Source organism: Paraburkholderia sp. RL18-085-BIA-A, from assembly GCF_046027075.1.
Taxonomy (GTDB): domain Bacteria; phylum Pseudomonadota; class Gammaproteobacteria; order Burkholderiales; family Burkholderiaceae; genus Paraburkholderia.
This window is the reverse complement of sequence record NZ_JARESU010000116.1, coordinates 1-26,448: the sequence shown is the minus strand read 5'-3', so window position 1 is coordinate 26,448 and position 26,448 is coordinate 1. Positions and strand designations below refer to the sequence as shown.

Genomic DNA, 26,448 nt, shown 5'->3' with positions numbered 1-26,448 from the left:
ATGGCGCACTGGATGGGGCGCCTGCTGGGTGTCACGCCGCGCGAGCTGAGCTTCACCCGGCCGGGCGACGTGACGAGCACTGCGTTGCAGACTCGCGGCAACGGGTAGAAAAGCTAGCGCGCCCCACGGAATACGCGCCGCCGTCAACCCGGCGCAGCGCCCGTCAATTGCGCGTACACGTCGTGCGCCAGCTGCAACAGCACCTTGCGATCTATCCCGCCCGACACCGCGTAACCGAAGTCACCGTCGACCCAATAGAACACATTCACCGGCCCGTCCTGATACAGCTTGAACGCGGTGGTGTTCGAGTTCGCCTGACGATGCGAGATGCACAGCGTGACGCGCTCGCCGTTCGGTCCGCGATACATGAACTGCGCGGTGGGTCCGTCGGCGCTGGGCAACAGGCGGCCGCCCGATAGCGAGAAGCCGCTTTTCGACAGAACCGGCGGATGCACGTCGGTGCCGAGCCGGTTGGCGAGCCACTGCACGAAATCCTGTTCGTGGTCGGCGCTCATTTCGGCCGGTCGGTCGACAGCCGGCATGTAGACCACATGCGCCACCGCCGCTCGCCGCGCGAACACCTCGGCGCTGTCCGCGCTGACCGGGCGCGTGTCGGCATGATCCGCAGCGACCGGTGCGCCGAGATCGCGCCCCATCTGCGTGCCCACGCCGATGCCGACCCCCATTAGCAGCGCCGCCGCCATGCCGGCGAACTGCGGCCAGTTGGCGGCGAGACGCCAGCGGCGCGGCGCGGGCGCTTGCAGGCGCTTGGGCACCGGCTCGCTGAGCACGCGGTCATACCGCTCGTGGAACATGTTGTTCAGCGAAAAATAATCGCTGACGCGCGCGGCCAGTTCGGGGTTCTGTTCGAGCGCGCGTTCCACGTCGAGACGGCGTTCGTCGGACAGCGTGCCGTCCACGTACGCGTGCAGATCTTCTTCACCGATCGGCATATATTGGTCGCTCATCGCACCACCTGTAATTTCGCACCGGGCCGGGTGCCCGCCATCAATGCCCTGAGTCGCTCACGTCCGCGCGACAGCCGCGACATCACCGTGCCGAGCGGGATGTTCAGCGCGAGCGCGACGTCGGCATAGCTCATTTCCTCGAGGCCGACCAGCAGCACGACTTCGCGCTGCTCCATCGGCAGACGCTGCAGCGCGTAGTCGAGGTCGCGCATTTCCAGCGAGCGGGTCTGCTCGGAGGACACCGCCAATTCGCTCTCGGCGATGCTGTCGTCGTCGACGGCCACGTGGACGGCGCGCGCCGACGCCTTGCGCGCCTGATTCGCGAACACGTTGTGCATGATCGTGAATAGCCACGCGCGCAGGTCGGTGCCGGGCTGGAACATGCCGGTGCGGCCGAGCGCGCGTTCGAGCGTGTCCTGCACCAGATCGTCGGCAAGATCGCGATTGTTGATCAGCGCGCGCGCATAGCGCCGCAAGCGCGGTACATGTTCAATCAACTCGTCACGGACATCCATTTTTCATCCCGATTCTGATCCCGGTCACGGGGCTCTTCCTTAAGCATAGGACGGGCGTCCGCGGCGTGGGCGGCGACGTGCATTCGAATGGCGAACACGGCTCAACACAGTTTATTCCGCGAGTTTTTTGCGAGTGTTCTAACGGGCTACTGAATTCAGCGCGCGGTCAGCGCGTCGGCGGCGCGCATCAGGCTGTGGGTGCGGGCGTTGCCGGCGACCACGAAGCGCTGGCGCTGCGAGGTCCACGTCAACAGCCGGATCTCGCCGATGCGGCGCGCGGACCACTGCGGCTGCGCCGGCGCGAGCAGCGCCAGCGTCGACATCACCACCACCGGCTGATTGTCGCGATTCAGATAGATGAATTCGCTGGCTCGCTGAAATGGACCGAGCGGCGCGGCTCGGCGCTCGACGAGTCGCAGGCCGATGGCCTCAAGCTCGGGCGCCGCCGGATCGGCGCGCGTCGGCGTTGCCGCGGAAAACGGCCGCGCGGAGATTTCCGCCAACGCCATCAGCGCGGCGTTGTCGAGCGCCTGGGGCGACACCTGGGTCGCCGCAAGCCAGCCGCTCGCGGCCGCGAGCGCCAGAACGACCGCCGTTAGCGTGCCCGCCAGTTTGCGCAGACGTTCCACGGTTTTGACGCGCACGATCGCGCGTCGCCACCGGTCGATGCGGTTCGTCGCGGGTTCGTCGACGGTTTGGAACGCCTGCTGGATCTGCGCGTTCAGCCTGCCGTAAAATCCGACACGCCGCGCTTCCGTTGGGTCCTGGCCGAGATAGGCGCGCAGAAACGCCGCGCGTTCCGGCGTCAGCGTGCCGTCGGCGTAGGCCTGAATGTCGGCTTCGGAAAGCGGCGAGTCGGGTGGGGCGTTGGTCGAGGTCATGGTGGCGGTGGGGCTCGGAATGCGGCTATCGGAAGGCGAACACGGACAAGCGCGGGTTTATTCCAGGCAATTGCGTTTGCTCCCGTTTGCCGTTTTCAATGCGGCTGATCGGTGAGCAAACCCGGTGAGCAAACCGTCGCGCGGATGTTTTTATTCCGCTTTCCAAATATGTTTTCTTCACGCGGTCGAAGCCGGAATAAAAGCCGCCAGGCCGTGGTTCTCCGTGATGCGATCCCGCACAACACTCCGAGGAGTTCATCATGAAGAAGCTCGCATTTGCCGCCTTGTCCGTTGTCGTTCTCGCCGCTTCATCGAGCGCGTTTGCCGCAGGCAAGACACGTGCTGAGGTGTACCAGGAATTGATCGAGGCGCAACAGAACGGACTGGACTACATCACCGACGCGTCGTATCCGGATGTCAGCCCGGTCTTCGCGCAACAAGTCGAAAAGCACAAGGAAGCGCTCGCCGCGCAAGCGGCGGCTGCCAGCCGCGTCGCGAGCGACAGCGCGGCGACAGGCAACGTCAATTGAAGCATTGGCAGCCGGCGCGCGAACGGAACGCGCGCCGCTGTGTCGAGTGGGGACGTGGAATAGATCGTCGAATCGCGTGTTAGCCGGTCTGTGCATCTATTCGACAAAGGAGTCGTCGTGACCCAACCTTCCGTTCCCAACTCCGAGCCTCGCTGCGTGCCATGCCGGCTGGCCGCGATCGGCGCGCTCGTGCTCGCAGTGGCCGGCGGCTTCGCCTACACGGCGGGCTGGCTCACGCCCGCGCGTCTGACGACGTCGCGTTTGATCAACACGTTCGAAACAGTGGCCGGCCAGCCGCATCCCGGCTATCGGCGCAATCATGCGAAGGGCCTGTGCGTCGAGGGGTACTTCGACAGCAACGGCAGCGGCGCAACGGTCTCGCGCGCGGCGGTGTTCGCGCCGGGACGCACGCCGGTGACGGGACGCTTCGCGGTGCCCGGCGGCAACCCGTCCGCGCCGGATACCAGTTCGCCCGTGCGCAGCCTCGCGTTGCAGTTCCAGTTGGCGAACGGCGAGCAATGGCGCACCGGCATGAATTCGACGCCCGTGTTCGCAGTGCATACGCCGGCGCAGTTCTATCAGCAACTGCTCGCCGCGAAGCCCGACCCGGCGACCCGCAAACCGGACCCGGCGAAACTCAAGACCTTCTACGCGTCCAATCCCGAGACCCTGCCGTTTCAGAACTGGGTCAAAGCGCACCCGCCTTCGTCGAGTCTCGCGAACGCCGCGTACTACGGGATCAATGCATTCCGCTTTACCGACGGCGCAGGCACGACGCGCGCCGTGCGCTGGGCCATGGTGCCCGAGACCCCCTATGCGCCGATCACCGATGCGCAGAAAGCCGAGATGAATTTCCTTCAAGCCGACCTCGATCAACGGCTCGACAGCGGGCCGTTGCGCTGGCATCTTATCCTGACCGTCGCGCAACCGGGCGACCCCACCGACGACGCCACGCTGCAATGGCCCGACGCGCGCCAGCATATCGACGCGGGCACGCTGGTGCTCGATCGCACGACATCGCAGGAAAACGGCACGTGCCGCGACATCAACTTCGATCCGACGATCCTGCCCGCGGGCATCGCGCCATCGGACGATCCGTTGCTCGCCGCGCGCTCGGCCGCGTATGCGCTGTCCTATCAGCGCCGGACGCGTGAAGAAGCCTTGGATCCCGCGATTCATCAAACGCACGCCAACGGAGACCGCTCATGACGCCGGCACGCAACCACTTCAGTCCGCTCGCGCGGCTGCTGCACTGGACGATGGCGCCGCTGATCGTCGCAATGCTGTTCATCGGCGTCGGGATGGTGGCGAGCGTCTCGCGCGCGCACAACACGCTGGTCGCGATTCACAAGCCGCTCGGCATTGCGTTGCTGCTGCTGGTGGTGCTGCGCGTTGCCGTGCGCATCACGCGCGGCGCGCCGCCTTTGCCCGCCGACATGGCGACGCCGCAGCGCATCGCGGCCAAAGCCTCGCACCTCGTGCTGTATGCGCTGATGGTGGCGATGCCGCTGATCGGCTGGGGGATGCTATCCGCAGCGGGCTATCCCGTCACCCTATACGGTCCGCTGCATTTGCCGCCGATCGCGCCGCATGACGTCGCGTTGTTCGCGCTGCTGCGCGCGTTGCATACGTGGCTAGCGTTCACGCTGTTCGCGACCGTGCTGCTGCATCTCGCGGCCGCGCTGTTTCATGGGCTGATCCGTCGCGACGGCGTGTTTTCGAGCATGGCGCGCAGCGACCGTTAGCACTTCACGCGCTCGGAACGCGGATCGTACGGCGCTTTCAGATGCACAATGGCTGGCAGCAGTTCGCCGGCGACATCGATTGCGTAGCGGCCGCTGTTCAGATACGCGGCATCCGCCACGCCTTCGAGATTGTTCACGTAGCCCATCGCGACCGGACAGCCGAGCGTGTGTCCGAACGCCGCCGAACTGACGAAGCCGACCGGTTTGCCGTCGCGCAGAATCGCTTCGCCGCCCCACAACATGCGATCGGCGCCGTCGACGGTCAGCACGACCACGCGGCGGGTGAGCGGCTCGGCGCGCAGTTTCAGCAGCGCGTCGCGGCCGCGAAATGGAATCTCTTTGTCGAGCTTGCACGCGAACGACAGGCCCGCTTCGAACGGATTCGTGTCCGGCGTGAGTTCGCGTCCCCACGCGCGATAGCCTTTCTCGATGCGCAAGGAATCGATTGCATAGTAGCCCGCGTCGACGAGGCCGAACGCCTTGCCCGCCTGATGCAGCGTCTCGTACACGCCGACCGCGAATTCGACCGGCACGTACAGCTCCCAGCCGAGTTCACCGACGTACGTGAGACGCGTGGCGCGCACCGTCGCGTAGCCGAGGTCGACTTCGCGGCTCTGGCCGAACCCGAACGCCTCGTTGCTCCAGTCCGCTTTCGACACGCTTTGCAGCAGTTCGCGCGAGCGCGGGCCCATCACGGCAAGCACCGCGTATTGGCCCGTCACGTCGACGAGCGTGCAGTGCCGGTCGTGCGGAATCGCTTTTTCGATGGTGTCGAAGTCGCGCGTGGCTTGCGCGGTGCCGGTGACGAGCAGGTATTGATCGTCGGTGATGCGCGTGAGTGTGAAATCCGACTCGTAGGTGCCGCGCTCGTTGAGCATGCCGGTGTACACGGTGGTGCCGGGCGGCACGTCGACATCGTTGGCGACGATGCCTTGCAGCACCTCTTGCGCGTCGCGCCCCTTCACAAGAAATTTGGAGAACGACGTCATGTCGAATAGCGCGACGCCTTCACGGCATGCGCGATGTTCCGCGCCGCTCCAGGGCAGCCAGTTCTGCTGGCCGAACGCGTAGTCGATGCGCGCCTGCGCGGGTGTCGGCGCGAAAAAGTTGGCGCGCTCCCAGCCCATCTTGCTGCCGAAACACGCACCTTTGTCGCGCAGCAGCGAATACAGCGGCGAGCGGCGAAATGGCCGTGCGCTGTCGAGTTCGCGATTCGGCCACGGCATCGCGTAGTGCAGGCCGAGCGTTTCCTTCACGCGATCGTGCAGCCACGTGTCGTTGCCGTTAAAGCGCGCGAAGCGGCGGATGTCGACCGGCCACAGGTCCATGGTCGGCTCGCCCGCGACGATCCATTCGGCGAGCGCCATGCCCGCGCCGCCCGCCGACGCGATGCCCATCGAATTGAAGCCCGCGCCGACGAAAAAGCGCCGCAACCCGGGCGCTTCGCCCAGCATGAAGTTGTTGTCCGGCGTGAACGATTCGGGACCGTTGTAGAACTGACGGACCTGCGCGGTTTCGAGCGCGGGCACGCGCTGCAGCGCGTTTTTCATCAGGATTTCGAACTGATCCCAATCGTCGGGCAGCAGCTGGAATTCGAAATTATCGGGGATGCCGTTCATGCCCCACGGTTTCGCGTCCGGCTCGAAGCCGCCCATCACGAGGCCGCCGACTTCCTCCTTGAAGTAGATGAAGCCATCCGGGTCGCGCATCACGGGCAGGTCCGGATGCACGCCAGCGATGCGTTCGGTGACGATGTAGTAGTGCTCGGCCGAATGCAGCGGCACGGTCACGCCGCACAGACGGCCCACCGCCTTGGCCCACTGGCCCGCGCAATTCACGACGATGTCCGCGTCGATGCGGCCTTCCTCACCGTCCTTGTTGCGCCATGCGAGGCCGCTCACTTCGCGTGCGCCGGTTGCGCTGCCGTGCTGCGCGGAGCGCGTGTGGATCGCTGTGACGCGGGTGTTTTCAACGATGCGTGCGCCGCGCATGCGCGCGCCGCGGGCGAGGGCCTGGGTCAGGTCGGTCGGATTCGCCTTGCCGTCGCCGGGCAGCCAGACCGCGCCGAGCAGATCGTCCGTGCGCATGACCGGCCACAGGTCGCCGGCTTCGCGCGGGCTGATGACGTCGCACGACACGCCATATGCGCGCGCGACGGCGGCGGTGCGCTTGAGTTGCGTCATCCGCTCGGCGGTGCGCGCTACTGACAGCGAGCCACATTGCTTCCAGCCGGTGGCGAGGCCGGTGTCGGCTTCGAGTTCGGCGTACAGCGCGGTCGAGTAGCGAATCAGCCTGGTCATGCTTTCCTGCGCGCGTAACTGGCCAACGAGACCGGCCGCGTGCCAGGTCGTGCCGCATGACAATTGGCCCTGTTCGAGCAGGACTACGTCGGTCCAGCCGAGTTTCGTCAGATGGTAGGCCACCGAGCAGCCGATGATCCCGCCGCCGATGATGACGACACGAGCATGAGCGGGGATTGATGTGGACATGTGTGGGAATGTGTTGATGTGATTTACGCAGAATGCCTCGAAAGTGCGCGGAATGCAACAGTGTGGTTTGAATTCCGTTGGCTCGTTTGGATTGTCATGCCATCGCTATGGGACGGTGTTCACGTGTGTCAATGTCCGATATGCTTACAAAAACCCTGCACTCCATGCGAAAGAGAAATAGTGGTTTTTGTTGGAAAGGTGTGGGAATCGAACCCGCTAAACCGTGACTTTTGCTAGACTTCGCCCAACCAGCCACTACTTGCCCCAATGCTTTCCAATCAGCGCCAAGCAGAAATCCTGCGACTCGTCCGCGAGCAGCGCACCTGCACGGTCACCGACCTTGCCGGCCGCTTCGACGTGTCCGACGAAACCATTCGCCGCAATCTCAAACGGCTGATCGCGGATGGCCTGCTCATCAAGGTCCACGGTGGCGTCATGTTGCCCGAGCGGCTCGACGAGCCGCCGTTCCAGCGGCGTATGGCGGCGAGTCTCGGAGGCAAGCGGGCGATCGGCGCGCGTATTGGCGAACTGGTGCGGGACGGCGAATCGCTGATCATCGAGGGCGGCACGACCTGTCTGCATATCGCGCAGGCGCTCGCGGCGCGCTCGCGGCTCACGGTCGTGACCAATTCGATCGAGGTCGCCCGTGTGCTGGCCTCGCGCAACGGCAACCGGGTGTTCATCGCGGGCGGCGAGCTGAGAGCCGACGACGGCGCCGCGTTCGGCGACAGCGTGCTGGCCTTCGTGCGCCAGTTCCACGTGCACTACGCGATCGTCTCGGTTACCGCGATCGACATGCAGGGGCGCTTCATGGACGCGCTGCCCGCCGATGTGGCGTTTGCGCAGGCCGCGTTCGCCCAGGCCGAGCGGCGCGTGGTCGCGGCCGATCACGCGAAATTTGGACATAGCGCGCTGGTGCATGCGTTCGGGGCGGATGTGGTCGATCTTCTTGTTACCGACGAAGCGCCGGTGCCAGCGTTGGCTCAGGTGTTTGCGGCGGCGGGAGTGGAGGTGGCGGTCGGGGCGTCGGCGGGTGGGCGCCCGGGGTCGGGCGATCGAATTGACGAGGGGGGCGCTTGATAGGGCGCCCGGGCGACTGCGCGGTTCTGTTATCCGCACTGCCGGACGGACTTGCAGCGCCTGCGTCTTGCGGATCAGACAAGTCTGCGCGCCTGGGCGCGGTAGCCCGGGCGCGCCGCCGCCGCTTGCCATGTTGCGCGCGTCGGATGAACGCCAGGCTCGGAGTAGTCCTGTGCGCGTCGCGGCCCAGAAAAGCCCATTACTCCGTCCCCCATCCCACACCCACGCCCAAACTCAATCCCGTCCAACGCGTAAAATAGCCGGCTATCACAGGCAATCGCAACCGCACAGAAGCGCGCCGGCCATCGCGTCACCGCACGTGCCGCGCTGCTTCGTCCGTGCGCGATTGCCTTCGCCGGCTTAATAGGAATGGACGCCGATGTCGTCAGTTTTCTTTGATCGGGAACGGATTGCGGAGTGGCTGGGCGATCACACCGTCGCCAAGGCGCGCTCGGTGGGCGCCATCACCCATGTGGAATGGCACGGCACCACGCTCAGCGGCGACGTGCAGGGCACGCAAGCGTTGCCGTACCGGACGCGGGTGCGCTTCCGCACGGACGGCGGTTCGCCTTGGGCGCAAAGCGACTGCACGTGCCCGGTCGGTCGCAACTGCAAGCATGTCGCGGCGCTGCTGCTCGCCGAACTCGATTATCACGACGAGATGGACCACATCACCCACGTCGAGCACGATGATGACGACGGCGGGAGCGCCGACCCACGGCTGAATTCCCCGAAATCCATCATGGCGCTGGACCAACCATCCGGCGTGCGACCCGAACTGGTGAGCTGGCTCGAGCGTTTTCGCGCGCGCGCCGAAGCCGCCGATGCGCTCGCCCGGAATGCGAGTGCCGCGCGCACCCAGACGCTCGCATACCGGCTGAACTGGTCCGACTTCCACAAGCGCCATGAGGTCGTGCTGTACCGCGCGCGCTGCAATCCCGAAGGCGCGATCGTCGAAGTCGACGAGCCGTGGGACAACGTCGAAGCGGCGCTCGTCAAGCAACCGAAATTCGTGTCCGACGAGGACCTGTCGATCCTGCGCGGACTATGGCTCGGCCGCTCGCGCGAGGACTTCGGCCAGTTCATCCTGCGCGGCACGAACGGCGCGGAGATGCTGCAGAAGCTGATTGCCACGGGTCGCCTGTTCTTCGAGTTCAAACCCGCGCGCGGTCATGACGGCCCGACGCCTTTGTCGCGCGCCGCCGACCGGCCCGGACGCATCGAATGGGAGCCGCTGGCCGACCAGCGCCTGCGGCCCGTGCTGCGCACCGAACCGCGCGCCACCATGGTCCTGCCGACCGAGCCGGTCTGGTACGTCGACGGCGTCGCAAACGAAGCGGGCATCGTCCAGTTGTCGCTGCCGTTCCAGCAGCTGCCCGATTACCTCGCGATGCCGCCGATCTCGCTTGCCGAGGCGCCGCTGGTCGCGTCGGTGTTGCGCGAGATCGCGCCCGGCTTGCCGCTGCCGCCTACTCATGACGCGTCCGCGATTCGCGTGATCGACGTCGAGCCGGTGCCGGTGCTTACGATCAACAGCCACGCCCTGCCGTCCAGCGCCAAGGCGGGCCAGCGCAAGCCCGAGGCGGTCGAGCTGGCCGGCGTGAGCTTCGACTACGATGGCGTGAGCATCAACGTGGACAGCAGCGTCACGCTGGTGCCAATGCCGGGCGGCGACGTGATCCATATCCGCCGCCGCTACGAGGCCGAGAAAAAGCGCCTGCTCGAACTGCGCAAGACCGGCTTGCAGAAAGTCCCGACCAGCCGGGTGTTCGCCGCGCGCCTGCTGCCCGACACGATGCTCGGCCTGCCGGATGCCGACGCGTGGTCCGCGTTCGTCAACGACGCCGTGCCGGAACTCGTGAGCAAGGGCTGGCGCGTGACGATGGCGCCGGAGTTCCGCTACAACGTGATCGAAATCGATGCGATCGACGGCACTGCGCATCAGGCGGGCGATGGGTGGTTCGATCTGGAGATGGGCATCCGTGTCGGCGAGCGCAACGTGCGGCTCGAACCGCTGCTTGCCGATCTGTTCCGGCGCGACCGACGTTGGCTGAGCGGCGCGCTCGAGAGCATCGCCGACCACGAGCCGATCGAGCTCAAAACCGAGGAAAACAAGCGGCTGCGCTTGCGCGCCGATCGTCTGAAGCCGGTGGTGCGGGTGCTGGTCGACCTGTTCGACTCGCTCGGCGGCTCGCTGGCCGAAGGCGCGCCGCTGCGCGTGCCCTCGGTCGACGCCGGCCGGCTGGACGCGCTGAATGACACGGGCCGCTGGCAGTTTCGCGGCGACGATTCGATCCGGCAACTCGCGCAGCGCCTGCAAGCCGGTCCGGGTCTGCGCGAAGTGCCGGTGCCGCGCGGGCTGAAGGCGGAACTGCGCGCCTATCAACACCAGGGCCTCAACTGGATGCAGTTCCTGCGGGAACAGGATCTGGCCGGCGTGCTTGCCGACGACATGGGTCTGGGTAAGACCGTGCAGACGCTCGCGCACATTCTCGCGGAGAAGGAAGCGGGGCGTCTGAGCCGCCCCGCACTGATCGTCGTGCCGACCACCCTCGTGCACAACTGGCGCGAGGAAGCGCGGCGCTTCGCCCCCGGGCTGAAAGTGCTGGTGTTGAACGGCCCGCAGCGCAAGGAGCGCTTCGAACAGATCGGCGAACATGAGTTGATTCTGACCACTTACGCGCTGCTGTGGCGCGATCAGAAAATCCTCGCCGAACACGACTACCACCTGCTGATTCTCGACGAGGCGCAGTACGTCAAGAACGCGAGCACCAAGGCCGCACAGGCGATCCGAGGCTTGCGCGCGCGGCATCGGCTGTGTTTGACGGGCACGCCGCTGGAGAATCATCTCGGCGAGTTGTGGTCGCAGTTCGACTTTCTGTTGCCGGGGTTTCTCGGCAGCCAGAAAGACTTCACGCGGCGCTGGCGCAATCCGATCGAAAAGAACGGCGATGGCGTGCGCCGCGCGCTGCTGGCGCGCCGCATCCGGCCGTTCATGCTGCGGCGTCGCAAGGACGAGGTCGCGAAGGAGTTGCCGGCTAAAACTACCATCGTCTGCTCGGTCGATCTGGAAGGCGCGCAGCGCGATCTTTACGAAACCGTGCGCACGGCGATGCAGGAGAGAGTGCGTGCCGCCGTCAGCGCGCAAGGGCTCGCGCGCAGCCACATCATCGTGCTCGACGCATTGTTGAAGCTGCGCCAGGTGTGTTGCGATCCGCGGCTCGTGAGGACGCTCAAGGTTGACGGCGCGGTGGGGACGGGGGGGGAGACGCCGGCTGGGAATGCGTCGGACTTTCCGGCCAACCCGTCGGCAAACATTCCCGCCGCAAAGCACGACAAGACGGAGAAGCTCGACAAGGGCGCGCGCACGATGCGTTCGGCCAAGCTCGATTTGCTGCTGTCGATGCTGCCGGAACTGATCGAGGAAGGGCGCCGCGTACTGCTGTTTTCGCAGTTCACCGGGATGTTGTCGCTGATCGCCCAAGCGCTCGACGAAGCGGCGATCGCGTACGTGGTCCTGACCGGCGATACGGCCGATCGCGTCACGCCCGTGGAGCGTTTCCAGCAGGGCGACGTGCCGTTGTTCCTGATCAGCCTGAAGGCGGGCGGCGTCGGTCTGAACCTGACCGCCGCCGACACGGTGATTCACTACGACCCGTGGTGGAACCCGGCCGCCGAGAACCAGGCGACCGACCGCGCGCATCGGTTGGGGCAGGACAAGCCGGTGTTCGTCTACAAGCTGATTGCCGCGGGCAGCATCGAAGAAAAGATCGTGGAGTTGCAGGAACAGAAGGCGAGCCTCGCCGACAGCATTCTTTCCGAGGATGGCGCGGGCGCCGCCAAGTTCTCCGACGACGACCTCGACGCGCTGTTCGCACCGATGCCGGAGATCGAAGGCGGTCGATGATCGACCGATGATTTGGCGTGCGCCGTCGCGGACTGCTGCGCGCGATATTTTCCACTGACTTGACCGACCTCGCGGCGCTCCCCGATCAGCCTGTAACAAAACGTCTGAGTGTGTAAATCGACCTTTCGCACGGCTGAAATTACATACGTTTTTGTGGCGCGCGGCGCGGGCTGTGATCCTGCCATCTACTACGGTTTCCAGAACAACTACCTCGCAAGCGGTTACAACGGAGTTCTTTCATCTTTGAGTTCGATTTCCGCTGGAGCTAATTTCTAATACTCGTGCGGCTAGGCCCGCCGGGTGGTAGTGTTTGAACGGCATGAGCTTCGGTCGAAGCTCTCGCCGCTTTTTTGTGTCATAGAGGTAGCGGCTGCGGCCACGAACGCTGGCCTCAACATCGGCGACGAGGCTAGAAGTGGCGAGTAGCGGCCGGCCCGCTGAACCTCGGACATTTTCGATTCGAGTCACCCAAGCCAGAATTTAACAATCTTTAAACGATTGTGTTACGGCTTATTCAGCGAGGATGCCGAGAGAAATCTACGTTGGAACCGACGCAAGAACCGAAGCAGGGCGAAATCTAAATCTATGGTCCGTGAGGTGGAATTGTTTTCCACTTCGCTCTAGGAGTCGCGCGGCTCTCCGGGTGCCACGAATCGATTGAGGGAAAGTTCCTGCGTCTGCCTTGGAGCGCGTCCGGCGGAGCGATATGTCGCCCGCCGGGGGATGCAACCTTTCGTTGAGGGGCGAAACGGTGTCCTCAGGGGAAGATTGCCCGCGCTCCCTGTACCACGTCTGCGGCCCGGAAATCCGCGGTACGTTCGTGCATGCGCCGTAACGCCGCGATGGTGATCGCCTTGCGCACAAGTGCGTCGGCGTCGGCGATAGTGCGGCCGGCCAGAAACCCGATCATCTGTACGACGGCTTCGGACTCCACTTTCCAGGCGCCATCCAGTTTGCTGGCGAGAACTTTGCGCACGTATGCTGCCATCGCCTTGTTCGTCGGAACATCGAACAGGATCTTTTCCTCGAACCGGCCGCTGCGCACTGCGGCCGGGTCAATTCGCTCATAGTGGTTTGTTGCGGCGATGAAAAACAAGTCCGACGTGCGTGCAGCAGCACCATCGAGCGTGTCCAGGATTTTTTCAGTCAGCATTCCGTGGCCGCTGTGCAGGCGATCCTGCAGGATCCCGTCCACCTCGTCGATAAACACCACGCATGGACGGATATCGCAGGCTTCGCGGTAGAGTCGGTCCCAGGAACCTGGGTCCGCGATGATGTCCGCACCTGTGATCTTGAGGAATGCGAAGTTGCTGGCCTTGGCCAGGGACATAGCGGCCTGGGTCTTGCCTGTGCCGGGCGCGCCAATAAACATGACACCCCGTGGAAGCGTCGAGCCGAGCTTCTCGAGGTTTTCGGTTTCCCGCATGCGGTAAGCCAGATTGCGTAGTGCGTCGCGGGAGATATCGGGCATGATGATTTCGGAGATGTCCTTGACGTGCTCCGGCAGTCTTCCTTTGCGTCCCTGGAGCAGACGCATTGCCTCCCTGCCGATATCGAACGTGACCGGACCCGTGAACTTCCCGTCCCGGTGCATTTCACGCAGTTGTCCGCCCAGCGCCATCATCCGTGCAGCGCTGAACCCTTCCCAGCGGCGGGCGAGCGCGGTAATCGGTTCGCGCTGTGCAAAATCGTCACCCAGTTCCTCAGTGATCGAGCGCCAGAGAAGCGCGATGCGGGCAGCAAGGTCCGGCGCGGGGATCTCGATCTTGTAGTCAAACCTTCCGTCGCGCTTGCCAGCGCAATCAAGATCCTCGAGAAAGTTTGTTGCTGCGACGAGGATTACCTTCGAGCCGCGCAGTCCAACGATTTCGGTGAGCATCACGTTAGTCAAGTCGCGATCCATTGAGTGAACATTTCGGTCGCGCGGCTTGATAAACGAATCTATCTCATCAATGAAGAGCACGCAGGTCCCGATCCGTTTCGCCTCTCGGAACACTCCCGCGACTTTCCCAGGTGTCTCGTTAATCCACTTCGATGCGGTATCGCCGTAGCTGATCGAAAGAAAGGGAACGTTGAACTGACCCGCGAGCGCTTCCGCGAAGAGCGTTTTGCCGTTGCCAGGGTCACCGAACAGCAGGATGCCGTTGCTGTTCAGCTTTGAAATGCCTTCAATGATTTCCTTGGCTGTACGAAACAGTCGAGATTTCGTGCCCTCCATGCCAACGACAGCAGAAAAGTCATAGCGCGGCTTCCGCACATTCTCGCTGAAATCCCAGGAGGGTGTGGTCGTCTGCGCAGCCGGTACTGCACGCGGCTCCTGCATCGGGGCCGGTCGCGGCGTCGACGTGGGGGGAACCGGTACTTCCTCCGCTACGGGCGGCTTTGTCGCGGGCGCCGCGGGCGTTGCTCGTGTCGCCGCTGTCCGCTTTTCACTTGCTACGTCCGGTGCAGGCTGCGGGGTGATCTTCATTTCCAGCGGTATGAAAACGCGCGTACCCTCGACAACGATCGTAGCAATTGGCCGGCGCTGATGCAGACGCCAGAGCCTGAAGGAGGCGGCCGCAACGACGGCGACGGCAGCAGGACTCCACGCCGTGAAGGTGAGTGTCACGAGCATCATGCCGACGGCAAGCACGATGAATGCTGTCCAGGTCCAGCCACGCACGTCCCGGTTCGGAATCCAGACCAGCGATGCGGCAGCCAGCGTTGCAAAGAAAACGGCAAGGGCATGGACAGATTCCTGCCGAAGCAGCGCGTGCCACTCGTGATGCAGGTAAGCGAGACACGCGAGAACAATGGCGAGACGTGAAATAGTGAGAAGTACAGAGCGTGAGTTCTTCATCTTGATTTCCAGGAAATAGGTTTCGGGCGACACGAACGTACCGTTCGGGTATTCCGGATTCAGTGTGTGCCCCGTTCCTCCCGATGCAAGTCGATCGCGAGGAACGGGAACGCCAGGGGTACGCTTACCGGGCGGCCTCGTGGCGCCAGAAGCGAACCGGCACGTGGACGCGCCTGCACCGGATGCGACTTCGCTTGAGCCGCCAGACCGGTACGTGTTTTCTCCGGGTTTCACGTCTGCGGACATAGCGCAGCGTCGACAGGCGGCGTGGCAGATCCACCGTCAGACGGGCGAGCCAGAGCTGGAGAACCTCGACGGGGACCCCGTCGGGGACGTAGAGTGTCATCCGGCGGCTCGTGATGCGAGTCACGGAACTCCCGGTTGGCTTGAAATTAAATCTGCGAATCTTCATAAGGTATCCAGAAAGCGTTAGCCATCGATTCGGAAATCTGGTGAGATCACTTCCTGTCACGACGACGTATCCACCTGACGAGCCTGATGAGAGGATCAAGGACGTCAAGAAAAAAGCCACGTGCCTCATCGACGAAGATTTTCCAGAGTCTGTTTCGTGTATTCATTAATGTGTACTCCAAATTGATAGAATGAGGACATCGCACACGTGATATCGCTCGCGTTACCGGGAGACAGCGAAACCGCACCTGCTGACTGCGCCGGTTGGTTCGTCACAAAGCTCCACGACTGGCGTTGGTGACCGTGTTAGCTTCTCACGAGATGTTCAGAGCGCAAGTTGCACCGGGCGAATGACCCGGGGACAGCAGTGCGTAGTCGGAGCGGGGTAGTCGCGTCGCTAACAGACCGTCAATAAGGCGCAATCCATGCGTTGCGTCCGCGAAGTTCATCAGCTTCACGAATGCACATACGGGAGCGCCAGTGAAATGGTCGGACGCGACAGCAGGGGACTCGGTGAACACGCTGGCGAATTCGTCACCTGAAGGGGCGTATGGCCTGTCATCCGTGTGGTCGACAGTTGAACTTTGGGGAAACGGTGATCGGATGCCCCACGGCGACTCCGCGAAGTGAAGCAACCTGGGCGGACCGGCGGGATTGGTGGGGAACGTGACGTCTGGCGATTATGCGCACGGCGCAAATGCGGACGCATTGGTGATTGAGGTGAGATGAGACCGATCATTTCTGTCGGCAAGGATTGGAGCGGCGGGCACCACGATATCGTCAGGGGGTTGCATGCCGGCGGCTACCGAGGACAACGTTCCACGCTCCCGACACGCAGGCCTCGGCCGCTTTCAGTTAGCATTAGCGGGAACGCGCCGCCGTCAGCAGGTTCTCCTGACTTTCGGGCAGTCTGTGAGTGGCGGATGACACCGCATTCGAGTACAAGTGAGATACGTTCTTTAACGTGGTCGAAGTTTTCGATGACGCAACCGGGAAGCGAGTCATGAACAGGCTACATGTCGGCGTTGGGACAGCGGAGGAATTCTTTGCAGCGGGCAGGCGCATCGCGCGAGCTGCCGATTGCGGCGAACCGATTCCTGAGGTTTGCAGCATCACGTTTGAAGATCTGGAAGAGTTCCTGGCGTTATTGACGCGAGCGAGAATTGCGGTATTTCGGACAGTAAAGAGAGAGCCGGCTCCGGTTTCAGAAATCGCAGCGCGTTTGCATCGGGACCGGGCATCGGTCAAGTGCGACGTGGATGCGTTGTGTGACGCTGGACTGGTGTCTGTCGAGAGCGCACCGGATGATGATGGTGCAATACATGAGATCGTCCGCGCGAGAGCGGCACGGGTGGATTTTCATATAACGATCGAGTGACCGGAAAATGTCACTGACATGCTGCGGATCGTTGCGAGGTTTTCGACCGTAGGCGACTCAACCTGCCGCCCGAACGGGCAAGTCGGTAAGCGCCAATCTGCGCGCACCTGGCTTGTACGGCTACGAACGATCACGGGGATGACGGGGTGTACGACGCCTGATGGACGTCGCCCGGCTGTGCAAAGCAGGTTGCGAACTGGGCGTCGTTAGCGATCGAACGGTAACTCCCGCTGCGCCGGCGTCGCGGCGGGAGTGTCACACGTGACGCGGTCGAGCGAGTCAACGCGTACGCCAAAGCTTACTCGGGCGATCTCGCGTCGGGGCGCGTTCCCGACAACGAGCGAAACAGTGAAGTGTGCGATTCGCCAGCTCTTGACGCCACGGCAGCCTGTGGCGGTCGACTTCATTCTGTCGATGCATCACTCTGTTTCCCCGCACTGAGGCCAGTCTGGCGATTGCCGGTTCTGTACGACCTCGAGAAACTCACAAAAGCACTTGTGCGCGCCGTCGCGCGCGAAAAATTGGAAGGCGGCATGCCTGGCGGGAGCCAGGACCTGTTAGGTGAATGACCTGGTCATCCGCTCTTCTAACGCATGATCGGACGAATGAACAGAAACCTGCATCCACCCGAATAGGGGTGCGCGGTCAATGCGTCACGACTCGATCGGTTCTGCCAACAATTGGTGGTTGAATTTCGCCGAAGTTCAAAGGCTAGCAGTGCTCGTGCAGCGCGGCGTCGAGACTGCAGTATGCGACGCCACGATCGACCTCGTCCCGCCAGCTTAGTCGCGGACGGCCACCTCCGTCGCGGAAGTACATGACCCCTTGGAGGTCGAATTCGCGGGGCAGGTATGTTCCGGCCTGCGCGGTGCGCAGTTCGTCGAGGGAAGTGGGGAGCCGCCCGTGCTCCTTCTGGAACTCAAGGGCGCCCGCCGCAGCAACGTGCAATTCGGCCTGCGGCCAGTTTGTTTTCATCAGTTGAGGGCCGCGTTCGCGTTCGTGCTCGCAGATGACCATCGAAGCGAAGCCAGCGATGAGAGCGAAGCCTGCAATCAGGCAGTATTCGCGTGCGGTCTGTGCAGCTGTTGTGGCCATGGGATGTCTCCGGCTGGATATGAATAGCATCGCAAATATTTTTACCATGCATCCCGCGGAAGGCAAGCAGGTACGCCACAAACGCCCATGCCTGTAATGATCTAATTTCCTCAGACAGGTCGACAGGAGGACAATCCGGAATCGACGAGGAAAAACAATAGATGACAAGAAGGCGCCGCCAATTTGACGCCAGCTTCATGCTGGAAGTAGTACGGGTACTAGACCAGGGGTTATCGGTCAGTGAAGTTTGCCGGTCGATGGACCGTGTGGAGACAGCCGTGCGCCGCCGGGTGGCACAGTACGATGCGGAACGTGCTGGCAGCCCCGGCGAGGGCAAACCGCTGACGACGGAACAGCAGCGTATGCGGCAACGCGAAGCAGAGAACCGGCAATTGCGCGAGGACAACGCGCTGCTAAAAAACATCTCAAGGGGCGCCCCCCTGCCCGAAGGGCAGAAACTTTCGCTTCGCTACACTGAGGGGCCTCAGGGGGAGCGGCCGTCGCATTTTTGGTGATTTATCCCGTTAAAAAACATGGTCCAGGGACGGATGCGGACCCAGCATTGGTGACGCCAACAGGCGATCCCGTTCAGGAAAGTGAATCCACCCAGCTGTCCCGCCCTCTGACCCTACTCCTGTCGGAGGGCTGACAGGGACTCAACGAAGTCACGGCGCGCCGGCGGCGCGGCGCAGATTGCAGTAGTCCATCCGCATGCCGCCGCGATAGACATCGGCGCGCAGTTTCACGTTGTGGCAGTTGGACCCGAGCGTGACCCCGAACCGGTTCGGTCATTCCGCAGTTTCACTCAGGAGCTGCACGCGTTTGCGGAGTGGCTCAGGCAAGTGGGGGTCACTACGATAGCCATGGAAGGCTTTGTCAACTTGTCGAGATTGAAACGGCGCGACCGCAGGTGAGACACTCGTTCAGAAGCCGGTCGACGGATCTCGGGTTACTTCGGTGAATTCGCACCACGCATCGTCGGGCTTGCTTCATGAGCTAGTTCCAAATGTCGGGAATGTTCCTGTGAGGCGGTTCCGAACGGCAAATAGGCGATCCAATGCATTGGAAGCTCGCAGATGTCCCGTGCAGACGCGATATATTTATGCACGACAGGCGTTGGCTACCGCTTCGCTAGCCGATGGCAGTGCATCGATTACGCTGACGTGAGTCTCCTGGCGGCATCCGGCGTTCAAGACGCTTTGTTTGAAGAGATCGTCGATGAGAGCTGGCTGCTTCTCGCCGGCGTCAAAGTTTTGAGCCGCGCGTTGCCATCGGTGACCGGAGGTATGCCGTCAACTGCCGCTCATGAACGGCGGCACCTGGCCGAATGGGGGGCGACCTGAGCCGGACATCATCGAACCGAGTCCGGCGCCTTCCGTGCGGACGATTGAACGTCGGCACCACCTAGGTAACGGACATTTGCCCAGTGAAGATACCCGTCGCGTCGTTGACTTGAAAACATTCATTATCTTGGTCCATCAGGCAAATAGGGCGCCTTTGGGATGTTCATAAGCGTCTGTCTGAGGTCCTTGTTCTTTACTGGATTCGGACTGGAAACCATTGTTTTCCGACCAAATAATCAATGAAATTTTGCTGGCCCGACTGCAAGGTTTGGAGCCGGCAGGCTAACCGCCATGGACGTGAGCACAGGTGCGCCCCACATGAAAGTCACCGCTATTCGGCGACTCGTATATGACGACGCGGTGTGCGCACTGACTCGCTTGTGGCACGGGCATCCTGTAACAGTTCAAGGTAGAAGGGGGCTCGCTGCCGCAGCCAGTCCCCGACCAGCCGGAGCGCTAGCAATCGTCGGCCAAGTGCCACGTGTAGAGTGCGCTCGACCAGCATCAACGGATAGTCGGGAGCAAGTAAGTCGATGATGCAGAGTGCTGCCTCGAGTTTGCGCTCATATCGCATCAGACTGGCCACAAATCGAGCGTCGCAATGGAGGGCGGACTGTCCATCAGCCAGTTCATCACGCGGAGTTGCTATCAGCAATGCCAGAGCGAAGTCACCGGTAAAGCAACTTGTACGTTGCATCAGAGCCAGCACTTCGCCGCGTCGGAAGCGGTTCATGCGAGCCAGTGAAGCAGTAGTCCGGACGGCCAGTCGAGCAGGAACGGGCGGTGTGGATATAGGGGCGCGTTGCGACTGAACGATTGCTGAATGAAGGGTCTGGCCGCCAAATGGTCCGTCAGGATGCGTTGCACACGCGATGCGCGACACGAGCATCTGCGGAAGCTGTTCGATACCGGCTTCATTCAAAATGCCAAAGAAACTGGTATTGCGTAGCAGTTCCCCAAGCTGCTTTCGCAGGGACCAATTATTTTCGGCTACCCGCGCCATCTTCTCGGCCGTCTGTGCGGCATCGGCGCTCTGCCGTCGCATCAAATTTCGCATTCGTTGTGCGAGCGGCAGTCGACGCGATGTCAAAACCGCGCCGGCGTCGACAGATGCTTGCAGCTCAATACCGGTCAAGTGGGGCAGGTGTCCGTGGCTCATGCCCGTTCCAGGAAGCGGCCCACCTGGGCGAGCTTTACGGTATCAATGAGCTCAAGCAGAACACGTAGGTCGGGGTGCCGTAACAATGGAAAATCCCTGGCATTTGGGCCGACCAGCGTCGTGAACTTACCCGGCTCAATGTATCCAGCAGGTATGATGAAAAAGTCCAGAAGTCGTGGGCTTCCACGGACCATCCGACAATAAACAAGGAAGTCGATGCTGAACCCGTCTGGCCACCGTGCACTCCAGTAAGGCGTCTTTCCGTGCACAAGCCACGGGGAACGGACGACAATCTGAAAGCGCAGCGACCCATCAACACAAAGTGTGCGCGAGTGTTTCTCGTACGCCAGCGCGTGTCCGCGCTCCGTTATGACCTGCATTATGATATTTGCAATCTGACTTTCCATCCGGCGCTCAAGGTCCCGGTTCTCTTCACGCTCAGGGTTCAGATTGGGCGCATAGCCGATTTCGCGATAGGCGGCATTAAGGCTTCCAAACTCCGACATGACAGCCTCAACTGATGGTGTCCGACGATAGTGCTTCAAGATCCCCTGATTGATCCTGCCGTGTTTGCATACGACCTTCCGAAGCCCATCCAGAAGCTCTTCGCGATCAGGTCGCCGGCGGAAGAGAGAAAATCGCTTCTGAACCGCATCGAATGTCTTCCTATTGACGATGGCGGGGAATGCGTTCGGCACGGTGATCCATTGCTCCTCAGGAAGTCGCAGCCACGCGCCGTCCAGTTTTGAAGATGTCCGGCTGTAGATCCCCGTGCCGACGTATGCGGGATTGTGGAGTATCTGGGCGATGTACCTCTGCAACCATCGACGTCCGTCGCCATTCAGCAGACCGAAGTCGTTCAGCCGTCCTGCAATCAGGCAGCAGTCGGCATGGCCCCACGCATACCATTCGAATATTTTCCTGACGATGCCAACGTGGCACGAGGGCCCAGGCGCCAGAGTGACACGCTCGGTTCTGATGCTCTTGTATTCGTACTTGTCGAGGATGCGTTGCGTGCCCCGCTTGTCGTCGTGCAAGACTCGTTGATAACCGTAGGGCGGACGCGCGCCGACGTGATAGCCACGTTCTGCGAGAACGCAGTGGCCGAGAAACACCTTGCGCGACAGTTCGCGACTGTACTCGCCCGCCATCACTCGTTTAAGCGTCTTCATAACGGGCGACATCGGGCTCTGGTCGATTTCGAACGGTTCAGCTACATAGACAACCTTCACACCGTGGCGTCGACACAGGTATTCGTAAAAAGCCGACTCGTCGACGTCCTGAAAGCGCCCCCAGCGGCTGACATCGTATACGAGGACGAGGGAGAAGTGCCGCTCAGGGGCTGCTGCATCGATGAGCAACTGGTTGAGTGCAGGCCGGGCCCTCAGCGTCAGTCCGCTTATGCCTGCGTCCTCGTAGTCTCTGACAATACGAATGGCGTGTGCTGAAGCATACTCAGCGATGGCTTGTCGCTGGAATACGGGCGAACATTGCTGCTGGTCCGTCGAAATCCGGATATATTGCACCGCCCTGGGGCGACCCTCGGGTGGTTTGCGACCTGACAGGCGAGCGTGCATGGCGCATTTCCGGTAATTCTCCGCTTATGAATACTTCACTTGGCAGCAATGTCAAGCATGGTTCGGGCAGGGAACGGGCAACTTGTAGCCAGAAGCCTTTTTGGTGGCAATACAGCAACCAGCGGCGACGGTGTTTGCCTTAAGTCTGAACATATTTCCGCTGCATGCGGTCCATGGCCCGGAGCCAAGCCTGAAGTGGCCGCAGCTCGTTAGTCATCCTTTTAGAAGGCCGGCCTGCGCCGACTCGACCATAGTACCCCCGCTTTTCAGGGCCGGACTCAGCCATCATTTATTGACGCATGAGCCGATTGGGACATTCGAGCTGACAAACACGAAGAACCGATTGGGCACCGCACGCCTGCCACGTCCATGCTTCAGAACTCGGCCGGCTTGTGGTGCCTTATGAGATAGGCTGCGCACACGTCATGCAATGCGCCGACAGCGGGTTGACGATAGTCGAGGCGCCAGCTTCGAGTCAAAAGTCCGGCAAGCCATTCCTCATCCATGCGGTTGGGCAAATGGAGCATCTGCGACGCCACTGCCACCGAAAATGCCGAGAGTACGGTGCGTTCTGGAGCGCAGCAATTGGCCCCATTAGAATCGAGCCAAAGCCGGACTGATTCGGTCACGTGCCGGGAGCTCAACCAGGCCCCCGACCTTGTCCGTGCGATAAGTTGCTCAATCACAAGAAACGCCAGCAGTTCGGTGCGTGCCTCGTCATCACAGTTGTAGGGAATTGGGTTGCCGATCGTCATACAGTGCATCGTAGCTCTAGATGAACCCGTAACCAGAGAATTTTGGCCCCTAAGTCAAGAACGGCTACCGTGCTAACCAATCAGACTGCGTGGGCTGTTTGATGTAGGACTGTCTCCGAGAATCTGGATTGAAGGTCCGGGCCGACCGGATTTCATCCATTGAACTCCCGACAACTGTAAGCGCGCGATCTAGCACACCGAGTTCATGGGGGTGCACGGAGGTTGACGTGCCCGGCGGCGCATCGATCGGCAAGGCGCTTCGAATGCGTCGGCCAGAACAAGCTCAACGAGTGGCGACGGTAAGCTTTGCGAGATTGAACGGCAAGAGGTCGGTCACGTCGGCATCCGGTTCGCGCTTCGGTAATTCGGTGAGCACGTGCACGAGGTAAGCGTAGGGTTCGACGTTGCAAGCCCTGCAGGTCAGCATAAGACTGTAGATGATGGCGCTTGCCTTCGCGCCGGCAAGTGTGTCACTGAACAGCCATGAAGCCCTGCCCGTACAGAACGGTCTGATGTCGCGCTCGATGACGTTATGCCGACTTCCCGATTATGCCGCGTCATGGGTACGAATAGCGTCGTTCATGTCCTTTTGTGATAATCGAGTCGGCATAATCCGTATGATTTCTCAGGCTGGTTGTCACGCCGGCCGGGAGAAATCAAATGAAGGCGACACATACAGTCAGCGGGTCCGCCAGACTGCCGGCCCGTCATGTTGATGCATTCCTCGATCGTCTACGGACGGCACGTTATTCCGAAGTAACGCTTCGCAAGAAACGAAGGGTCTTGTCCGCCCTCTCTCGTTGGATGAGGAGCAGAAACGTCAGCTTGGTGGACCTTGATGAGTCCGCTACGGCTCGCTTCGTGAAGTGCCTGACTGACGCCCCGGGGGAACGAGTTCGGTTCGAGCGCGGCGTGTTACAGGCATTTCTTGCCTATCTGCGTGACGAGGTCATCATATCCACGCCGACATTGGGCGACCAGTCTTCGATCACCCATATGTACGGCCGGTACCTGGACTACCTGAGGCAGGATCGCGGACTGGCGAAGAACTCGGTGCTCGTCTATGGGCCGTTCATTCGCGACTTCCTCAACAGCCAAGATGCCGGCGACGGCAGTGTATTGCCCGTTGCATTTGACGCCGTAACGATCCGAAACCACCTTCTTGCCCACAGTAAAGGCCGATCGGCGGAGTACACGCGGCTGATGGCAGTTGCTCTTCGCCCGTTTTGCCACTTCCTTTTTTTGCGTGGCGACACGCCACGTGACCTGTATGAGTCGGTGCCTGCAGTCCGCAAGTGGCGGCAATCAACTTCGCCAACGTTTCTCACGCCTGGACAGGAAGAAGCCCTTATTGCAACGGCGGATCGGTCGACTGCACGCGGGCGCCGCGACTATGCCATCCTGCTGTTGCTGGCGCGGCTCGGTCTGCGTGCCGGAGAGATCGTCGCACTTGAGTTGGGCGATATACACTGGCGTTCCGGAGAACTCGTCGTTCATGGCAAGGGGCAAATGGTTGAGCATCTCCCGCTGCCATCCGAGGTGGGAGAGGCGGCGAAGTCGTCTTTGCTCAGATCGAGCCGATAGTCGCTGCTGGGGTTCATCAAACGCTCTCGCCCGTTATGGCCTGCCAGATTCATGTGCGGTTCAAATGAAGAAGCCCGCGATGCCGGTCGGCGAGTCGCGGGGCTTGGTGCTGTATGGTGGGGCGTTACGCGAACGACATTTCGAGGCTGATGCCCGAGTAGTTCACCCGTGGCGCGACTTCCCGACCTTCGCCCTTCTCGAAGTACACAATGCCGTACCGCTCCATTGTCTTAAGTGTGCGCGAGAGGTTGGACTTAGCCCGTCCAGACGTCTCCGCCAGCTCCGTCAACGATGCCGGGTTCGTCTTCGCGATCAGCGCGAGCAACGCCTGATTTTTGCCCGACAGCACCTGTGCGAACGACTCAGGCGACGAGAACCAGATCTTCGGCTCATCGGGTGACGGCTTGTATTCGCCCCGCGCGATCGCCATCGTCCGCGCCTTGAATTTCTCCATCGGGGCAATACCGACTTTCAGGATGTGTACGTCAGTCATCGCTCTTGCTCCTTTCCTTCATCACTGTTTCGACTTCGGTCCAGAAGTCTGCAAGCAACGTCGCGGCATCCGCGTAATCGTAAAACCGGATGCGCTCGCCGGCGTGCTTGTGGTCGTACTCGATTCGCGTCCTGGCACCCGGGCCTGAACCCTCTCGGATCGGATGCGCGTTATCGAATCCCAACAGGCGAGAACCCTTTTCATCGTGCAACGTCAGCGAATACCGCAGCCCGTGCGGGCGCTCCGGTGATGCTGCGATCCGCGCTACTTCAAATTTCACCCAACAACACCCGGTGTCGTCGACGGTGTACATCACGCCGTCCAGCTCGAGCAGGGTGTCCAGGCTGTGATCTCGATCTGTCATGGCTTGAATGTTATCATCGGGTGACAACTAATGCAAGGGAATGCCCCGGTTACCGGGAAAACCCGTTCGTGCGCGCAGCCTCAATGGCCATGCACCGACTGCGCTACGTGCGCATTCTCGTACCGCTGAACCTGAACTCGACTGGAATGAAAACATGCCGGTAATCAGAATCGCTGTTGATGAGGACGATCCAGACGCAGGCCGCTATGCGGCTGCGGTAATGGCTGCGATGCTCGCGATGGCGGCTGAGCCATTCCCTGAATTGCCGGCGCAGGGTAAATGGAGCAAGCCTGAAAAACGCTGCCGGACAGATGCCATGTTTGCGCTTTGGGTTATGCGGACACGCTTCCGGGGACTTGCAGCTCAGGAACTTCAACTGGTCGGTGTTCCTGGATACGACATTACCAAGGCTCGTGAGGAGCATTTGGAGAGCGCTGATCGCGTGTTCGTGAGAAAAGGGGGGAAGGTGCCCACGCGGCAGATCAACGGGGCACAATTGCGAATGCGTGTGAGTGGTTACACGCGCGATCTTGCCGCCGCGCTCAGCGGATGGGGCATCGTTCATGCGCAAGCCGGCGAGTTCATCGTGCCGGATGTTCCGACGCTCAAAATGGCCACCTTCATCCCGCTGTCCCCGACATTGGCCCTTGTCGGTGCCGTCCCGGATGGAGATGTCGTTGAAGAAACCGTGGCCGAAGAGTAAACAGCGTTCTCAAGGCAGGTAGCCAAGAGTATTACTTCGCACATGACCTGGCGAAATGCCCGTTTTCCGCCACACTTCCATCTGCTGACGCCAATGTGCCGGCGGATTCGGGGCAGCCCGCATAACCGCCCGTACGCGATCACTGCGGCGATAGCGTACACATCGGGTATTGCTACGCTTCATACGCCTCGATCGCCTTCGAAATCGCGACCAGTTCCTTCCCCGCCATCGACCACGTAGGCGGATCGTGCTCCATCATCTGGCTGACGTCTCCCATTGCCTGCAGGTACCGGGCGCTTAGGGACCAGTTGTCGAGAGAGATCAGTTCCTATGTAAAGCTGCGCGCATGGTAACTTGCGCGCCCCCCAACAGCTTCTTCGCTGGCGTATCCAGAATCGCTGTGGCATTTTGCCGCAACCCCTACACCCCAATTCGCATCGGCCGGAGGAGAAAGGATCAGGATGCCTCATCAACCAGTTTTCAAAGATCATGTACAAACGCACTGACGGAGTCGCTATCTGTACCAATCAGACGGGCCTGCCCTTTCCCATCGAAAATATAGATTGCGGAACTATCGGGTACATCGTAGCTGCCGTCAGCCCGTGGCTTCTCGTCCTGGTAGGCCACCC

The 26,448-nt window shown here is 61.6% G+C and carries 22 protein-coding genes and 1 pseudogene; 10 read left to right on the top strand and 13 right to left on the bottom strand.

Annotated features, from left to right (window positions below; genetic code table 11):
• Positions 1 to 143 precede the first annotated feature (143 nt).
• The 3 genes from P0D89_RS40630 to P0D89_RS40620 form a co-directional block, all read right to left on the bottom strand.
• Complete coding sequence (locus P0D89_RS40630; RefSeq protein ID WP_408366317.1) at positions 144 to 968, bottom strand: anti-sigma factor family protein; 825 nt, start codon at positions 966 to 968, stop codon at positions 144 to 146.
• Positions 965 to 1,483 carry a sigma-70 family RNA polymerase sigma factor gene (locus tag P0D89_RS40625; protein ID WP_408366319.1) on the bottom strand — a complete coding sequence of 173 codons (519 nt, stop codon included), beginning with the start codon at positions 1,481 to 1,483 and terminating at the stop codon, positions 965 to 967. The genes P0D89_RS40630 and P0D89_RS40625 overlap by 4 nt, the downstream gene beginning before the upstream one ends.
• Before the next feature lie 155 nt (positions 1,484 to 1,638).
• Positions 1,639 to 2,364 carry an anti-sigma factor family protein gene (locus tag P0D89_RS40620; protein ID WP_408366321.1) on the bottom strand — a complete coding sequence of 242 codons (726 nt, stop codon included), beginning with the start codon at positions 2,362 to 2,364 and terminating at the stop codon, positions 1,639 to 1,641.
• Between the two features lie 260 nt (positions 2,365 to 2,624).
• Here P0D89_RS40620 and P0D89_RS40615 point away from each other — a divergent pair, with 260 nt between their 5' ends.
• The 3 genes from P0D89_RS40615 (at position 2,625) to P0D89_RS40605 (ending at position 4,639) form a co-directional block, all read left to right on the top strand.
• A complete protein-coding gene (locus P0D89_RS40615; protein WP_408366323.1) occupies positions 2,625 to 2,894 on the top strand; it encodes a DUF4148 domain-containing protein in 270 nt (89 codons plus the stop codon).
• Between the two features lie 117 nt (positions 2,895 to 3,011).
• The gene (locus tag P0D89_RS40610; RefSeq protein ID WP_408366325.1) at positions 3,012 to 4,103 is read left to right on the top strand and encodes a catalase family peroxidase; all 1,092 of its coding nucleotides are present in this window, start codon (positions 3,012 to 3,014) and stop codon (positions 4,101 to 4,103) included.
• On the top strand, positions 4,100 to 4,639 hold the full coding sequence (locus P0D89_RS40605; RefSeq protein ID WP_408366327.1) for a cytochrome b: 540 nt from the start codon (positions 4,100 to 4,102) through the stop codon (positions 4,637 to 4,639). Before P0D89_RS40610 ends, P0D89_RS40605 begins: the two co-directional genes overlap by 4 nt.
• Here P0D89_RS40605 and P0D89_RS40600 read toward each other — a convergent pair.
• On the bottom strand, positions 4,636 to 7,128 hold the full coding sequence (locus tag P0D89_RS40600) for a GcvT family protein (protein WP_408366329.1): 2,493 nt from the start codon (positions 7,126 to 7,128) through the stop codon (positions 4,636 to 4,638). The two genes, P0D89_RS40605 and P0D89_RS40600, sit on opposite strands and share 4 nt — an antisense overlap.
• A 267-nt stretch (positions 7,129 to 7,395) precedes the next feature.
• Between P0D89_RS40600 and P0D89_RS40595 the strand changes: the two genes are divergently transcribed.
• Positions 7,396 to 8,208 (top strand): DeoR/GlpR family DNA-binding transcription regulator, encoded by an 813-nt coding sequence (locus P0D89_RS40595; RefSeq protein WP_408366331.1) that lies wholly within the window; start codon positions 7,396 to 7,398, stop codon positions 8,206 to 8,208.
• 379 nt (positions 8,209 to 8,587) lie between these two features.
• The gene (locus P0D89_RS40590; RefSeq protein ID WP_408366333.1) at positions 8,588 to 12,115 is read left to right on the top strand and encodes a DEAD/DEAH box helicase; all 3,528 of its coding nucleotides are present in this window, start codon (positions 8,588 to 8,590) and stop codon (positions 12,113 to 12,115) included.
• A gap of 757 nt (positions 12,116 to 12,872) precedes the next feature.
• On the opposite strand, the gene P0D89_RS40585 is transcribed toward P0D89_RS40590, so the two are convergent.
• Positions 12,873 to 14,990, bottom strand: coding sequence for an AAA family ATPase (locus P0D89_RS40585; RefSeq protein ID WP_408378338.1), 2,118 nt, complete (start codon positions 14,988 to 14,990; stop codon positions 12,873 to 12,875).
• 91 nt (positions 14,991 to 15,081) lie between these two features.
• Positions 15,082 to 15,303 (bottom strand): hypothetical protein, encoded by a 222-nt coding sequence (locus tag P0D89_RS40580; protein WP_408366337.1) that lies wholly within the window; start codon positions 15,301 to 15,303, stop codon positions 15,082 to 15,084.
• 1,068 nt (positions 15,304 to 16,371) lie between these two features.
• On the opposite strand from P0D89_RS40580, the gene P0D89_RS40575 reads away from it, so the two are divergent.
• Entirely contained in the window at positions 16,372 to 16,746 is a 375-nt protein-coding gene (locus tag P0D89_RS40575) for an HVO_A0114 family putative DNA-binding protein (RefSeq protein ID WP_408366339.1), read from the top strand.
• Between the two features lie 711 nt (positions 16,747 to 17,457).
• Here the strand turns inward: P0D89_RS40575 and P0D89_RS40570 are convergent.
• Complete coding sequence (locus P0D89_RS40570) at positions 17,458 to 17,841, bottom strand: hypothetical protein (RefSeq protein WP_408366341.1); 384 nt, start codon at positions 17,839 to 17,841, stop codon at positions 17,458 to 17,460.
• A 161-nt stretch (positions 17,842 to 18,002) separates the two neighbouring features.
• On the opposite strand from P0D89_RS40570, the gene P0D89_RS40565 reads away from it, so the two are divergent.
• Together P0D89_RS40565 and P0D89_RS40560 are read left to right on the top strand one after the other, a co-directional pair.
• On the top strand, positions 18,003 to 18,356 hold the full coding sequence (locus P0D89_RS40565) for a transposase (RefSeq protein WP_408366343.1): 354 nt from the start codon (positions 18,003 to 18,005) through the stop codon (positions 18,354 to 18,356).
• 561 nt (positions 18,357 to 18,917) lie between these two features.
• Positions 18,918 to 19,184 (top strand): hypothetical protein, encoded by a 267-nt coding sequence (locus P0D89_RS40560; RefSeq protein WP_408366345.1) that lies wholly within the window; start codon positions 18,918 to 18,920, stop codon positions 19,182 to 19,184.
• A gap of 331 nt (positions 19,185 to 19,515) precedes the next feature.
• Here P0D89_RS40560 and P0D89_RS40555 read toward each other — a convergent pair whose 3' ends face one another.
• The 4 genes and pseudogenes from P0D89_RS40555 to P0D89_RS40540 all read right to left on the bottom strand — a co-directional run.
• Positions 19,516 to 20,343: a hypothetical protein gene (locus tag P0D89_RS40555; RefSeq protein ID WP_408378336.1), complete on the bottom strand. Its 828-nt coding sequence runs from the start codon at positions 20,341 to 20,343 to the stop codon at positions 19,516 to 19,518.
• Positions 20,340 to 21,920, bottom strand: a complete 1,581-nt coding sequence (locus P0D89_RS40550) for a recombinase family protein (protein ID WP_408366348.1) — start codon at positions 21,918 to 21,920, stop codon at positions 20,340 to 20,342. Before P0D89_RS40550 ends, P0D89_RS40555 begins: the two co-directional genes overlap by 4 nt.
• Before the next feature lie 374 nt (positions 21,921 to 22,294).
• Positions 22,295 to 22,675 carry a hypothetical protein gene (locus tag P0D89_RS40545; protein WP_408366350.1) on the bottom strand — a complete coding sequence of 127 codons (381 nt, stop codon included), beginning with the start codon at positions 22,673 to 22,675 and terminating at the stop codon, positions 22,295 to 22,297.
• Between the two features lie 283 nt (positions 22,676 to 22,958).
• Positions 22,959 to 23,210, bottom strand: a pseudogene (locus P0D89_RS40540) (transposase domain-containing protein); the annotation flags it as partial.
• A gap of 293 nt (positions 23,211 to 23,503) precedes the next feature.
• On the opposite strand from P0D89_RS40540, the gene P0D89_RS40535 reads away from it, so the two are divergent.
• Positions 23,504 to 24,259 carry a tyrosine-type recombinase/integrase gene (locus P0D89_RS40535; protein WP_408366374.1) on the top strand — a complete coding sequence of 252 codons (756 nt, stop codon included), beginning with the start codon at positions 23,504 to 23,506 and terminating at the stop codon, positions 24,257 to 24,259.
• Positions 24,260 to 24,383: 124 nt separating this feature from the next.
• Here the strand turns inward: P0D89_RS40535 and P0D89_RS40530 are convergent, their stop codons facing one another.
• On the bottom strand, positions 24,384 to 24,752 hold the full coding sequence (locus tag P0D89_RS40530) for an HVO_A0114 family putative DNA-binding protein (RefSeq protein ID WP_408366352.1): 369 nt from the start codon (positions 24,750 to 24,752) through the stop codon (positions 24,384 to 24,386).
• Positions 24,745 to 25,065: a toxin-antitoxin system TumE family protein gene (locus tag P0D89_RS40525; RefSeq protein WP_408378334.1), complete on the bottom strand. Its 321-nt coding sequence runs from the start codon at positions 25,063 to 25,065 to the stop codon at positions 24,745 to 24,747. The genes P0D89_RS40530 and P0D89_RS40525 overlap by 8 nt, the downstream gene beginning before the upstream one ends.
• 205 nt (positions 25,066 to 25,270) lie before the next feature.
• Here P0D89_RS40525 and P0D89_RS40520 point away from each other — a divergent pair, with 205 nt between their 5' ends.
• The gene (locus P0D89_RS40520; RefSeq protein WP_408366356.1) at positions 25,271 to 25,819 is read left to right on the top strand and encodes a hypothetical protein; all 549 of its coding nucleotides are present in this window, start codon (positions 25,271 to 25,273) and stop codon (positions 25,817 to 25,819) included.
• Positions 25,820 to 26,448: the final 629 nt, after the last annotated feature.